The 13,704-nt window shown below is 67.6% G+C and carries 13 protein-coding genes; 2 read left to right on the top strand and 11 right to left on the bottom strand.

What is annotated here, in order from left to right; translation table 11 throughout:
- Positions 1–133: 133 nt before the first annotated feature.
- Both xth and AC07RV_RS12540 read left to right on the top strand, forming a co-directional pair.
- Complete coding sequence (gene xth / locus AC07RV_RS12545; RefSeq protein WP_296778636.1) at positions 134–919, top strand: exodeoxyribonuclease III; 786 nt, start codon at positions 134–136, stop codon at positions 917–919.
- The gene (locus AC07RV_RS12540) at positions 912–1,463 is read left to right on the top strand and encodes a hypothetical protein (protein ID WP_296778639.1); all 552 of its coding nucleotides are present in this window, start codon (positions 912–914) and stop codon (positions 1,461–1,463) included. The genes xth and AC07RV_RS12540 overlap by 8 nt, the downstream gene beginning before the upstream one ends.
- 55 nt (positions 1,464–1,518) lie before the next feature.
- On the opposite strand, the gene ntrC is transcribed toward AC07RV_RS12540, so the two are convergent.
- The 11 genes from ntrC to ggt all read right to left on the bottom strand — a co-directional run bounded on the left by ntrC (position 1,519) and on the right by ggt (position 13,569).
- A complete protein-coding gene (gene ntrC, locus AC07RV_RS12535) occupies positions 1,519–3,069 on the bottom strand; it encodes a nitrogen regulation protein NR(I) (protein ID WP_296778642.1) in 1,551 nt (516 codons plus the stop codon).
- Between the two features lie 24 nt (positions 3,070–3,093).
- Positions 3,094–4,173 carry a nitrogen regulation protein NR(II) gene (glnL, locus tag AC07RV_RS12530; RefSeq protein ID WP_093343381.1) on the bottom strand — a complete coding sequence of 360 codons (1,080 nt, stop codon included), beginning with the start codon at positions 4,171–4,173 and terminating at the stop codon, positions 3,094–3,096.
- 40 nt (positions 4,174–4,213) lie between these two features.
- Positions 4,214–4,717, bottom strand: coding sequence for a hypothetical protein (locus AC07RV_RS12525; RefSeq protein ID WP_093343383.1), 504 nt, complete (start codon positions 4,715–4,717; stop codon positions 4,214–4,216).
- A 147-nt stretch (positions 4,718–4,864) separates the two neighbouring features.
- Positions 4,865–6,280: a type I glutamate--ammonia ligase gene (gene glnA, locus AC07RV_RS12520; RefSeq protein WP_093343384.1), complete on the bottom strand. Its 1,416-nt coding sequence runs from the start codon at positions 6,278–6,280 to the stop codon at positions 4,865–4,867.
- A 147-nt stretch (positions 6,281–6,427) separates the two neighbouring features.
- Positions 6,428–7,228: a competence/damage-inducible protein A gene (locus AC07RV_RS12515; protein ID WP_093343386.1), complete on the bottom strand. Its 801-nt coding sequence runs from the start codon at positions 7,226–7,228 to the stop codon at positions 6,428–6,430.
- Entirely contained in the window at positions 7,225–8,106 is an 882-nt protein-coding gene (locus AC07RV_RS12510; RefSeq protein ID WP_296778651.1) for an EI24 domain-containing protein, read from the bottom strand. Before AC07RV_RS12510 ends, AC07RV_RS12515 begins: the two co-directional genes overlap by 4 nt.
- Positions 8,107–8,228: 122 nt before the next feature.
- Positions 8,229–9,203: a sterol desaturase family protein gene (locus tag AC07RV_RS12505; protein ID WP_296778655.1), complete on the bottom strand. Its 975-nt coding sequence runs from the start codon at positions 9,201–9,203 to the stop codon at positions 8,229–8,231.
- A gap of 10 nt (positions 9,204–9,213) precedes the next feature.
- Positions 9,214–10,035 carry a polysaccharide deacetylase family protein gene (locus AC07RV_RS12500; protein WP_296778658.1) on the bottom strand — a complete coding sequence of 274 codons (822 nt, stop codon included), beginning with the start codon at positions 10,033–10,035 and terminating at the stop codon, positions 9,214–9,216.
- The gene (locus AC07RV_RS12495; RefSeq protein WP_296778661.1) at positions 10,019–11,038 is read right to left on the bottom strand and encodes a YncE family protein; all 1,020 of its coding nucleotides are present in this window, start codon (positions 11,036–11,038) and stop codon (positions 10,019–10,021) included. The genes AC07RV_RS12500 and AC07RV_RS12495 overlap by 17 nt, the downstream gene beginning before the upstream one ends.
- Positions 11,039–11,127: 89 nt before the next feature.
- Entirely contained in the window at positions 11,128–11,859 is a 732-nt protein-coding gene (locus tag AC07RV_RS12490) for a pseudouridine synthase (protein ID WP_296778664.1), read from the bottom strand.
- A gap of 90 nt (positions 11,860–11,949) precedes the next feature.
- Positions 11,950–13,569, bottom strand: a complete 1,620-nt coding sequence (gene ggt, locus AC07RV_RS12485) for a gamma-glutamyltransferase (protein WP_281077905.1) — start codon at positions 13,567–13,569, stop codon at positions 11,950–11,952.
- Positions 13,570–13,704: the final 135 nt, after the last annotated feature.

Below are 13,704 nucleotides of genomic sequence, written 5' to 3'. Positions count from 1 at the left end.
ATGAATACGAATGGTTCTCATCTTAGTCGATCGAGAGATGGCGTCCGCGCGTTTCGGTATAACCACGGACACGCCGGCCGCGAGGCCCCCCCACACTTCAGCGGTTGTCGATCAACGACAGCTCACCCACCCCATGAAGATCGCCACCTGGAACGTCAACTCCCTCACCGCCCGCCTGCAGCACGTGCTCGACTGGCTGATCGCCAACCCGGTCGACGTGCTGTGCCTGCAGGAACTCAAGATGAGCGACGACAAGTTCCCGCTCGAGATCCTCAAGTCGGCCGGCTATGACGCGGCGGTGTTCGGACAGAAGACCTACAACGGGGTCGCGATCCTGAGCCTCGCGCCGATGCGCGACGTGGTGAAGAACATCGGCGGCTTCACCGACGACCAGTCGCGCGTGATCGCCGCCACCATCGACACGCCGCGCGGGCCGGTGCGCGTGGTCAATGGCTACTTCGTGAACGGCCAGGCGCCGGGCTCCGACAAGTTCGCCTACAAGATGAAATGGCTGGACGCGCTGCGCGAGTGGCTGCGTGCGGAACTCGCCGCGAATCCGAACCTGGTGCTGCTGGGCGACTTCAACATCACGCCCGAGGACCGCGACAGCTTCGACCCGGTGGGCCTGAAGGAAACCATCCATCACACGACCGAGGAGCGCGACCACTTCAAGCAGCTGCTCGGCCTGGGCCTGACCGACAGCTTCCGGATGTTCGAGCAGCCCGAGAAGAGCTACTCGTGGTGGGACTACCGCATGCTCGGCTACCAGAAGAACCGCGGGCTGCGCATCGACCACGTGCTGGTGAGCGACGCGCTCAAGCCGCAGGTCAAGGGCTGCGTGATCGACCGCGTGCCGCGCAAATGGGAAAAGCCCAGCGACCATGCGCCGGTGGTGCTCGACGTGGACCTCGGTGGCTGAGGCCGGAAAGCGCCGCGCCGCGGCGATCGCCAAGGCCGTGGCCACGACCGCGCTGGCACTGTCGCTCGCGGCCTGCGGCGTGTTCGACAAGAAGCCCGCGAGCGGCGGCGAGAGTCCCGCGAGCCCCGGCGCCACTGCCACCACGCCCGACGACGGCCCGCCCGCGAAGTCCGACGTGCCCACGGTGCGCCTCATCACGACGCAGACGCCCGTGGTGCGGGCCTACCGCAAGATCGGCGCGCGCCACATCTACACGAAGTACGCGCAGCGCATCTACAAGGGCAAGATCCCGCCGCTGGTGTATGCGGTGGTGGTGGTCGAGACGGACATCGACGCGAACGGCAAGGTCACGGGCGTCACGTTCAGCCGCATACCGAGCCATGCGCCCGAGGTGCCGCCGATGATCGAGGAGCTGATCAAGGCGGCCTCGCCGCTGCCCAATCCGGGCAAGCTGGGCGGCCACACCTACATCGACACCTGGCTCTGGGACAAGAGCGGGAAGTTCCAGCTCGATTCGCTGACGCAGGGACAGCGCAGCCGCTGAGTCTTCCGGCAGGACAACGAGCCGCGCGGCGCCGAGGCCGCGGGCTCGCCAGGCATCACTCGATGCCGAGCTCCTGGATCTTGCGCGTGATGGTGTTGCGGCCGATGCCGAGCTTCTGCGCGGCCTCGATGCGGCGGCCGCGCGTGCTCGACAGCGCCGTGAGGATCAGGCGCGATTCGAAGCGGCGCGACAACACGTCCCACACATCGGTGCGACCGGCCGCGAGCAGCGCCTGGGCCTCGGCCTCGAGGCCGCTTTCCCAATTGCCGGAAGCCTCCGCAGGGGCCGGTGCCGCAACGGCAGGCGTCGGCACGGCACCGTCGGCCAGCGCGCCCGCGAAAGGCGTGGACGCATGCGGCGTCACGGGCACGGCAGCCGTTGCATACGCCGCGGGCTCGCCCGCATGGCTGTCGGGCGCCAGCAGCGGCGCGGCACCCGAGGCCAGCACCTCGGGCGGCAGGTCCTTGGCCTCGATCAGCTGCGCCGGCGCCATCACGGTCAGCCAGTGGCAGATGTTCTCGAGCTGGCGGACGTTGCCGGGGAAGTTGAAGCCCGCGAGCTTGGCGAGCGCCGCATCGGAGATGCGCTTGGGCTCGACGCCGAGCTGCCGCGCGCTCTGCTGCAGGAAGTGGCGCGTGAGGGCGGGCACGTCCTCGCCGCGTTCGCGCAGCGCGGGCAGCCGCAGGCGGATGACGTTGAGGCGGTGGAACAGGTCTTCGCGGAAGCCGCCGAGCTTCACGCGCTGCTCGAGATCCTGGTGGGTGGCCGCGATGACGCGCACGTTGGCCTTGACCGAGTTGTGGCCGCCCACGCGGTAGAAGTGGCCGTCGCTGAGCACGCGCAAGAGGCGCGTCTGCAGGTCGAAGGGCATGTCGCCGATTTCGTCGAGGAACAGCGTGCCGCCCTCGGCCTGCTCGAAGCGGCCGCGCCGCATGGTCTGCGCACCCGTGAAGGCGCCGCGCTCGTGGCCGAAGAGTTCGCTCTCGAGCAGATCCTTGGGGATGGCGGCGGTGTTGATGGCGACGAAGGGGCCGTTGGCGCGCGGCGAGTGCTTGTGCAGCGCGCGCGCCACGAGCTCCTTGCCCGAACCCGATTCACCGGTGATCAGCACGGTGACGTTGCTCTGCGAGAGCCGGCCGATGGCGCGGAACACGTCCTGCATCGCGGGCGCCTGGCCGAGCATCTCGGGCGCGGCGACCATGCGCTCCTCGGCCACTTCCTCGCGCTGGCTCTCGTCGACGGCGCGGCGGATCAGCTCGACCGCGCGCGGCAGGTCGAAGGGCTTGGGCAGGTATTCGAAGGCGCCGCCCTGGAACGCCGAGACGGCGCTGTCCAGGTCGGAGAAGGCCGTCATGATGATGACCGGCAGGCCCGGATGCTTGGCCTTGATCTTGTCGAGCAGCTCGAGCCCGGAACCGCCGGGCATGCGGATGTCGCTCACCAGGACCTGCGGGCCCTGCTGCTCGTCCTCGGCGGCCTGTTCGAGGGCCGCCAGCACTTCGCGCGTGTTGGTGAAACTGCGGGTCGGAAGGTCCTCCCGCAGCAAGGCCTTCTCCAGCACGAAGCGGATCGATTGGTCGTCATCAACTATCCAGATCGGCTTCATGCATCTCCTTGTTGCCGGTGGCTGCTAGGGCAGCGGAATCAATATCTTGAAATCGGTTCGGCCCGGGACACTGTCGCACTCGATCACGCCGTGATGCTGTTGCACAAAAGTCTGTGCGAGCGTCAAACCCAGCCCTGTACCACCCTCTCTACCCGACACCAGCGGATAGAAGATTCGGTCCTTGATCGCGTCCGGCACGCCCGGTCCATTGTCGATGACATGCAATTCCAGTGCCAATCGATACCACTGCTTGTTGAAGATCACCTGGCGCGCGACCCGGGTCTTGAAAGTGATGCACGCATCGCCGGCCGCGCGGCGCTCGGCCAGGGCCTGCGCGGCGTTGTGGACGATGTTGAGCGTGGCCTGGATCAGCTGCTCGCGGTCGCCGCGGAACTCGGGGATCGAGACATCGAAGTCGCGCTCGATGTGCAGGTCGCGCGGGAACTCCGCGAGGATCACCGAGCGCACGCGCTCGCAAACCTCGTGGATGTTGACGTCGCCCACCACGTGCGGCCGGCGGTGCGGCGCCAGCAGGCGGTCGACCAGCGTCTGCAGCCGGTCGGCTTCGTGGATGATGACCTGGGTGTATTCGATGAGGTCGCGCGACTCGACCTCCATCTGCAGCAGCTGCGCGGCGCCGCGGATGCCGCCGAGCGGGTTCTTGATCTCGTGCGCGAGGTTGCGGATCAGTTCCTTGTTGGCCTGCGCCTGGTCGAGCAGCCGCTCCTCGCGGTCCTGCCGCACCTGGTGCTCGAGCGGCAGCATCTCGACGATCAGTTCGCCGGCCTTCTCGCCCTTGGCCAGCGTGACCTGCACCGGCATCAGCTCGTGGTTGACGCGGCGCAGGAAGGCCTCGTAGCGCAGGGTGGCGAAGTCGTTGGCGCTCGCGCCGTCGATGGCGGTGCGCAGCACCTGGGGTTCGTGGAAGCAGGCGCCGAACTGCGAGCCCTCGAGCGTGCGGCGCGAGGTGCCGAGCGCGTCCTCGAGGCCGGCATTGGCGAACAGCACCGAGCCCTTGCTGTTGACGACCGCGATCAGGGTCGACAGCAGGTCGAAGGCCTGAAAGCGCGGACTGGCGCTTGCCGCCTTCTTTCCGAAAGCCATGGAAATCCTGTGGTGTTCGTCCTGCCGATGCAGGAACGGGTTAGTTCTTGGGTGCCGGCAGCCGGCTGATCTCGCGGCGGATGCCGGCGATGTCGCTTTCGTTGCGGGCCAGTTCGGCCTTCATCTCGGCCACGCGGTCGAGGTACTTCTGGTAGTTGCGGCCTTCGCTGCCCTGCTTCTCGGGCTCGCCGTTGTTGTATTCCTTCTGCAGCTCGGCCTGGCGGGACTCGGCCTTGCGCAGTTCGGACTCGAGCACCGAGCGCGCCTCGCCGTCGCGCGCGCGCTGGTCGGAACCCTCGACGCGCGGGCTGCCGGCCGGCGAGCGCGCCGCGGAGGTCGAAGCGGCGGCACCGCCGAGCGCGGCACGCGAGGCGCCCTGCACGACGGTGACGTTGCCGCCCTCCATCACCTTGCAGCCGCGCTGCTGCGCGACGGTGGCGTTGTTGGTGTATTCGTTCCCGCAACGCCAGACGCGCTCCTGGGCAAGCGCCGGCAGGGCGAACAGGGAAGCGGCCAGGAGGAGAAGTGGTGCGGCAGTCTTCATGGGATCTTGGGGACCTCGAGGGCCCGGGAGAGCGCGAAAAGGCGCATTTTCATGCAATTCGACGCCCCCGATGACAGGATGTTCCGGCCCCAATGAAAAGGACGGCCGAGGCCGTCCTTTCGTGTTACTCCGAGCGGGAAACTGCGATCAGAGCGAGTAGTACATGTCGAATTCGACCGGGTGCGTGGCCATGCGGAAGCGCGTGACTTCCTGCATCTTCAGGTCGATGTAGGCATCGATGTACGCATCGGTGAACACGCCGCCCTTGGTCAGGAAGGCACGGTCCTTGTCGAGGTACTCGAGGGCCTGGTCGAGGCTGTGGCAGACGGTCGGGATCAGCGCGTCCTCTTCCGGCGGCAGATGGTAGAGGTCCTTGCTCGCGGCTTCGCCCGGGTGGATCTTGTTTTCCACGCCGTCGAGACCGGCCATCAGCAGCGCGGCGAAACCGAGGTACGGGTTCATCAGCGGATCGGGGAAGCGCGCTTCGACGCGACGGCCCTTCGGGTTCGCCACGAACGGGATGCGGATCGAGGCCGAGCGGTTCTTGGCCGAATAGGCCAGCTTCACCGGGGCTTCGAAGCCGGGGACCAGGCGCTTGTAGCTGTTGGTGCCGGGGTTCGTGATGGCGTTCAGAGCACGGGCGTGCTTGATGATGCCGCCGATGTAGTGCAGCGCGAAGTCCGAGAGACCTGCATAGCCGTCGCCGGCGAACAGATTCTTGCCGTCCTTCCAGACCGACTGGTGCACGTGCATGCCCGAGCCGTTGTCGCCGACGATGGGCTTGGGCATGAAGGTGGCGGTCTTGCCGTAGGCGTGGGCCACGTTGTGGATCACGTACTTCTGCAGCTGGACCCAGTCGGCGCGCTGGATCAGCGTGCTGAACTTGGTGCCGAGTTCCATCTGGCCGGCGTTGGCCACTTCATGGTGATGCACTTCGACCGGGATGCCCAGCGATTCGAGCACCAGGCACATTTCCGAACGCATGTCCTGGAAGCTGTCGACCGGGGGAACCGGGAAATAGCCGCCCTTGACGGCGGGACGGTGGCCGCTGTTGCCGTGCTCGTATTCCTTGTCGGTGTTCCACGAGGCTTCTTCGGAATCGATCTTCACGAAGCAGCCCGACATGTCGTTCTTCCAGCGCACGCCGTCGAACACGAAGAATTCGGGTTCCGGACCGAAGTAGGCCGTGTCGCCCAGGCCCGAGGCCTTCATGTAGGCTTCGGCGCGCTTGGCCAGCGAACGGGGATCGCGCTCGTACGGCTTGCCGTCGGTCGGGTCGATCACGTCGCAGGTCAGGATCATCGTGGTCTCTTCGAAGAAGGGATCGATGTTCGCGGTGTTCGGGTCGGGCATCAGCTGCATGTCCGACGCCTCGATCCCCTTCCAGCCGGCGATGGACGAGCCGTCGAACGCGTGGCCCGAGCTGAACTTGTCTTCGTCGAAGTGCGACACGGGCACGGTCACGTGTTGTTCTTTACCGCGGGTGTCGGTGAAACGGAAGTCGACGAACTTGACCTCGTTTTCCTTCACGAGCTTCATGACGTCGGCGACGGTCTTTGCCATCAATTTCTCCTGAGTTGGATGGGTGGTTGGGAATACAGGGATGCGGGATGCAGTTTCTGTGCCATTGTCGCCTGCGATGAACGGCCGGCGGCACGCACTTTGGCGGCCTGAAACACGGCCGAATTCACCAAATTGGTGCGATCAAAATCAACGCACCAATTCTGGGCCAAGTTGCGCATTAAAAGTGTGCAGGCCTTCGATGAGCTGGCCGTAGGCCGCGTCGAGCAGTTCCGGGTCGCCCTTGACGCCGAGCTCGATATGACGGCCGTACTGAGGGTGATCGACGCTCGGCAGGCTGAAAACCTTGATGCGCGCATGGCGCTCCTCGATCGCCTGCATCAGGGGCGTGAGGGTGGCTTCCATGGCACCGAAAACGATCACGGACTTCTCCAGGACCCGGGTCCGGACGAAAAGATCGGCATAACGGGCGTCGAGCACCGACTCGATCATCGGCCAGGCCATGACCGGGAAACCGGGCACGAAATGGACGTCGCCGACGCTGAAGCCCGGGATCTTGTTGTAGGGGTTGGCGATGATCCGGGCGCCCTCGGGAAACACGCCCATGTTGAGCCGGTGGATGTTGTCGGGCCGGTCGGGCTCGTAGGCCACGCCCTGCTCGCGCGCCGTGTCCTGCATGCGCTCTCGGATCAGCAGCTCGGCCTCGGGATGCAGCGCCAGCGGCACGCCCAGCGCCTTGGCGGCGCACTGGCGGGTGTGGTCGTCGGGGGTGGCGCCGATGCCGCCGGTCGAGAAGACGACGTCGCCCGAGGCGAAGGCGCGCGCCAGCGCGGCCGTGATGCGCTCGGGCACGTCGCCCACGTATTCGGCCCAGCCCAGTTGCAGGCCGCGCGCCGCGAGCAGCTCGATCACCTTGGGCATGTGCTTGTCGAGGCGCTTGCCCGAAAGGATCTCGTCGCCGACGACGATCAGGCCGAATTCACGGGTCATGGGGATTTCCATTGGGAGAGAACGGCCTGGTCGGCCTCGATGGCGGCGGCGTCGCCCGGGATGGCGGCCGCCGCCGCAGCCGCGCGCTGGCCGCGCAGCTGCGCCAGCGCATCGAGGCAGTAGTGGCCGAACCACAGGGCCGAGAAGGCGAAGACCAGGGTGTAGATCCAGATCGCGAGCGGCACCAGCACGAAGAAGGCGGCCGCGAACAGCAGGCCCGAGGCCCAGACGATGCTCGGCGCCGCGCCCAGGTAGCCGCAGAGCACGCCGATGCACAACAGCGGCAGCCGGTGCGCGCGGAGCAAGGTGGCGCGCTCCTCGGCGCTGGCATGCTCGGCCAGTGCGTCGAAGCTCATCACGCGGTAGGTGAGCCAGCCCCAGATCAGCGGCGGCAGGATCAGCACCAGCGGGGGAATCAGCCACAGCGGCATCGAGACCACCAGCGCGAGCAGCGCCAGCACGGTCAGGCCGATGGAGCGCGCGACGCTGCCGAAGAAGGAGGCGCCCTTCTTGCGCTCGAGCGAGGGAAAGCGGCGCTCGGCCACCAGCCGCGTGAGCGCCGGCGCCATGAAGCCCGCCACGATCAGGAGCGACAGCACCACGATCAACGGCGTGGCTGCGAACACCACGGCGAGCGGCGCCAGCACCGAGGTGACGTCGCCCGAGAACAGCCGCCCGATCCATTCCCAGAAGCTGGCCAGCAGCGGCCAGGATTCGAGCGCGCCGCGCGTCCAGGCGACCGCGGCATCCCAGTAGAAGTAGCCGAAGACGGCGGCCAGCAGCACCATCAGGCCCAGCGGCACCAACGACAGCACGATCACGCGCGGCAGCATGCAATAGGCCACCGCGCGCCAGAAGGAGTCGAGGAGCAGGCGCATCGGGCCGGAGGATAACCCGGCGCGCCCCGTGTGGCCGTGAAGCCAGAGCCGGCGGACGGGCGATTCGCCGGTTCGCGCGCACGCCGCGCGCAGGTGAGGCAGCTGGAGAGAAGCCGCCGCGCTCAACCGCGGCCGACCATGCGCTTGAGCCCCAGCCACTGCTGGGCCCAAAAACCCTGGCCGTAGTCGCGCACCTTGCCCGCGGCATCGGGCTCGACCTGGTCGCGCACGCCGGTCGGGTCGTAGCGGTTCTCGAAGTTGGCGGTCCCGAACATCATGTCCCACCAGGGCAGCAGCACGCCGAAGTTGTGGCCGCCGAGCGTGCTCTTGCCGTTCGACTCGTGGCCCAGCCCGATGCTGTGGTGCAGCCGGTGGAAGCGCGGGCTGATCCATAGCCGCTCGCCGAGGGCGCCGAAGCTCAGGCGCAGGTTGGCGTGCTGCAGGCTCTCGCTGAGCTGGGTGAAGGCGACGAAGGCGATGAACTGGCCCGGCGCCACGCCGATCAGCTGCGCCACGATCACGATCAGGGTGTCGTGCAGGATGTCGTCGAGCAGGTGGTTGCGGTCGTCGCTCCACATGGTCATCTGGCGCTGCGAGTGGTGCAGCGAATGCAGCCCCCACCACCAGTTGAACTGGTGCTGGCCGCGGTGGATCCAGTAGCCGACGAAGTCGAGCACCACGAGGTAGATCGCGAACGCGACCACCGGCACGTCGGTCACGCCGGGCCAGAGCTCGTCGAGATGCAAGGTGCCCCAGCCGGCCGCGCGCAGGCTGCCCATGAGGTCGTCGAACACCGGCTGCAGCGTGAAGAACATCGCGAGCCGGAACAGGCCCAGCCGGTGGATCAGCGTGTAGAGCACGTCGATGCGGATCGCGCGCCGGTCGGTCACCGGCTCGACGGCGCGCCAGCGCTGCAGCGGGCCGATCAGCGCGACCAGCACCACGATCTGGATCAGGCCGACCAGCAGCCAGCCGGTGGCGTCGAAGGCGTCCTCGGTCCAGCCGCCGAGGCCGATCGCATAGACGAAGGGCTGCACGACGGTTTCGAAGAACCAGCCCTGCAGCGAGGAGAAGAGATCCGTCAGCCAGTCGATCACGGAAGCCGCCTCAGGGATGCGATGCGATCCAGGCGCGGTAGTCGGGATGCTGGCGCAGCGTCTGGAAGCAGAAGCCCTTGGCCTTCAGCCCGACGATCAGCGGCTCGAGGTTGGCCGGCGCCCACGGGTCCTTGCGCGACCAGATGCCCAGGTGGGCGAGCAGGATGTCGCCGGGGCGGATGGTGTCGAGCGCCTGCGTGAGCAGCTTCTCGTTGCTGAACTTCTCGCTCGACAGCTCGTCGCCGAGAAAGCCCGCGGGCGCCCAGCCCACGTGCGCATAGCCGCAGTCGCGCGCGGCGGCCAGCAGCTTGGGCGAGGTCTTGCCGCCGGGCGCGCGGTACAGCGGCAGCGGTTTCTTGCCGGTGATCAGCTCGAGCCGCTCGGAGGACTTGCGGATGTTGGCGCAGTACTCGGCCGCGCTCCAGGTGAACTCGCGCCCGGCCAACGCGCCCGCCGAGGGCTTGACGCGGAAGCTCGGCGTCACGCCCTTGAGGTCGGCGCGCCAGTAGACGTGGTCGTAGGTGTGCGAGCCGAATTCGTGGCCCTCGGCCGCCCTCGCCTTCCACCAGGCGGCCCAGTGGTTGTCGAGGCTGTCGCCGTCGGTCTGGGTGCGCTCGGCGGCGGCAAAGAAGGTGACGTGCACCTGCTGGCGCTTGAGCACCTCGGCCACCAGCGGCGCGATGCCCATGTGGCCGGTGTCGAAGGTCAGGTAGACGGGTTTCTCGCAACTCGCCGCGGCACTCTGGGCGCCGGCGGGGATCGCCACCGCGACGGCGAGCAGCGCGGCGAGCCCCGCGGCCGCACGCCGGCGCGGGCTAGATGCGCTTCGCATGGTCGAGCGTCCAGACGCCGTGCGGCGAACGGCCGACGTTCACCTGCCGCACCACCTTGCCGCTGGCCAGGTCGACCACGCTGAGCTTCTTGGCCCAGCGCGAGGTGACGTAGAGGGTCTTGCCGTCGGCCGACACGTCCATGCAGTCGGGGCCGCCGGGCACCGGGTAGGTGTCGGTGACCTTGAGCGTGGCGAGGTCGATGCGGCTGATGGAATTGGCGACCCGGTTGCTCACGAACACGCTCTTGCCGTCTCCTGCCGAGCGGAAGGCGTGGGCGCCCTTGCCGGTCGGGATCTTGCCCACCAGCTTCGGCTGCGCGCCCGCCACGTCGAACACCTGCACGCCGTCGCTGCCGGTCAGGCCCACGAGCAGCGTCTTGTCGTTGTGCACGCCGTAGATGTCGGCCGGCATCGGGCCGGTGGCCACGCGCCAGCGGATCGTCTGCGTCGGCAGGTCGACAGCGATCATCTCGTCGCTGTCCTGCATCGTCACGTAGGCGATGGTGCTGGTGTTGTCGATCCAGATGTGGCTGGGCGTCTTGCCGGTGGTGATGCGCTTGGCGAGCTTCAGGTCCTTGCCGTCCCAGCGGTACACGTCGACGTGGTTGAGCCGGTTGGCCGCGGTCACGAACCACTTCATGTCGCGCGAGAACTGCAGCTGGTACGGGTCGATGATCCCGTAGACCACGCGCTGGACCTCGGCGGTGCGCGGGTTCACGAAAGTCAGCGAGTCGCCGGCCGAGTTCGCCACGATGACCGACTTCTCGTCGGGCGTCATGTAGATGTGGTGCGGCTCCTTGCCGGTCGGGATGCGCTGCTTCTCGGTCCAGTCGACCGGGTTGATCACGCTGACGCTGGCGTCGAGCGAGTTGAGCACGAAGATCGGCGGGGGTTCCGGGGGGGCCGCGGTGGCGGCGAACGGCGCCGTGAAGGCGATCGCGCCGAACAGGCAGGCGGACAGCAGGGCCGCGGCGCGGCCGGTCGAACGGGAAAGAAAGCGCAAGGGAAGTTCCGGAAAAGGGCTTCGAATGTTAACGATCCGAACCGACGGCTGGCTGACCGCCAGTCGCCGAAAAGGCGGACAGTTGACAGTTATTTCGCAGGCGCGCGCAAGGCGGCGACCTCGTCGGCCGCCAGCCAGCGCCATTGGCCGGGCGCCAGGTCCGCAGGCAGCGCCACCGTGCCGATGCGCGAGCGGTGCAGCGCCTCGACGCGGTTGCCCACCGCGGCCAGCATGCGCTTGACCTGGTGGTATTTGCCCTCGGTCAGCGTGAGCCGCAGGTGCAACGGGCTGTCGGACTCGCAGGCGGCCGCGCGCACCGGCTTCGGATCGTCGTCGAGCACCACGCCGGCCAGCAGGCGGGCGATCTGCTTGTCGTCGATCGGGTGCTTGGCCGTCACCTCGTAGACCTTGGGCACGTGGTGCTTGGGCGAGCCCATCTTGTGGATGAACTGGCCGTCGTCGGTCAAAAGCAGCAGGCCGGTGGTGTCCTGGTCGAGCCGGCCGATGGCCTGCACGCCCTGCACCGCGCCCTTGTTGGGCCGCAGCCGCAGCGGCGACGGCAGCAGCGTGTAGATGCTCGGATAGGTCGAGGGCTTCTGCGAGCACTCGGTGCCGGCCGGCTTGTGCAGCATCAGGTAGGCCTTCTCTTGGTAGGCCCAGGCGGTGCCCTGCACGGTGAACTGCAGGCCCTCCGCGTCCAGATCGGTGGCGGGATCGTCGACCACCGCGCCGGCGATGGTCACGAGGCCCTGTTGGACCAGGCCGGCGCACACGCGCCGCGTGCCGAAGCCCTGGGAATAGAGGATGTCTTGCAGTTGCATGGCGAAAAGAAAAGGCGGCCGCGCTTCGCACGCGGCCGCCCTGGAGTGTCTCAGAAGGCGCGGACCGGTCCGCGCCTTCCTGTCGGCGGGTCAGTAGCCCGCGGCCAGCCCGGTGTTGCGGCGCGGATCGTTGGCGCCGTAGAAGCGGTTGTTGCCCACCGGCTTGCCGCCCAGGGTGGGCGCGCCCACGATGATCGCGGCCAGGTGGTTGGCCGGCTGCGGCACGCCGAGGTTGTGGCCCATGTCGGTCAGGATCTTGCGGGTGTCGGGGCTCAGCGCGAAGGTCTCGACGTTGGTGACGTCGGGCAGCCATTGCTGGTGGAAGCGCGGCGCATCGACCGCTTCCTGCACGTTCATGCCGTAGTCGACCACGTTGAGGATGGTGTGCAGCACGGCCGTGATGATGCGGCTGCCGCCCGGCGTGCCGACCACGAACACCGGCTTGCCGTCCTTGGACACGATGGTCGGGCTCATCGAGCTCAGCGGGCGCTTGCCCGGGGCGATGGCATTGGCCTCGCCCTGCACCAGGCCGTACATGTTGGGCACGCCGACCTTCGAGGTGAAGTCGTCCATCTCGTTGTTGAGCAGCACGCCGGTCTTGGCGGCCGTGACCTTGGCGCCGAACCAGTCGTTGAGCGTGTAGGTGACCGAGACCGCGTTGCCCCACTGGTCGGTGATCGAGTAGTGGGTGGTGTTGCTGCCTTCGTGCGGTGCGACGCCGGGCTTGATGTCCTTGGAGACGCCGGCCTTCTTCGGATCGATAGCGGCGCGGATCTTCTCGGCATAGCCCTTGTCGAGCAGGCGATCGAGCGGGTTCTTCACGAAGTCGGGGTCGCCCAGGTAGCTGTTGCGGTCGACGTAGGCATGGCGCATGGCCTCGATCTGGTAGTGCACCGATTGCGCCGAGCGGAAGCCCAGGTCCTTGAGCGGATAGCCCTCGAGGATGTTGAGCATCTCGCAGATGATCACGCCGCCCGAGCTCGGGGGCGGTGCCGACACCACGCGGTAGCCGCGGTAGTCGCACTCGACCGGCGCCAGTTCGCGCGTCTTGTACTGGTCGAGGTCGGCCTGCGTGATGATGCCCTTGCCGGCCTGGCTAGAAGCCACGATGGCCTGGCCCACCCAGCCCTTGTAGAAGCCGTCGGTGCCGTTCTGGCTGATCGCGCGCAGCGTCTTGCCCAGGTCCTTCTGTACCAGCTTCTGGCCGACCTGGAACGGCTCGCCCTTGTTCAGGAAGATCGCGCCGGAGACCGGGTCCTTCTGGAAGTCGGCGGTCGAGGTCCAGAGCATGTCGATGTCGCCCTGCTCGAGCGCGAAGCCCTTCTCGGCGAGCTGGATCGAGGGCGCGATCAGCTCGGCGCGCTTCTTCGTGCCGTACTTCTCGCGTGCGTACTCCATGCCCGACACCGTGCCGGGCACGCCCACGGCCAGGTGGCCGTTGGTGCTCAGGCCCTTGATGACGTTGCCGTCCTTGTCGAGGTACATGTTGGCCGTGGCGGCCAGCGGCGCCTTCTCGCGGAAGTCGAGGAAGGTCTTGCGGCCGTCGGCCAGCTGCACCGTCATGAAGCCGCCGCCGCCGAGGTTGCCCGCAGCCGGATAGACCACAGCGAGCGCGTAGCCCACGGCCACGGCCGCGTCGACGGCATTGCCGCCGCGCTGCAGCACGTCGACGCCGACCTTGGAGGCGAGGTGCTGGGCGCTCACCACCATGCCGTGTTCGGCCGCGACCGGCGCCTGCGACGCGGCCTGCGAAGCGCCGGCGGCCAGCGCGAGCGCGGCGGCGATCGCCGCGCGCAGTTGGGGGGTGGATGGAAGTCGATGCATCTGGATGTCTCCTCTTGAGAT

The organism is Variovorax sp. GW821-FHT09B01, from assembly GCF_059418345.1.
This window is presented reverse-complemented; position numbering and strand designations above follow the sequence as displayed.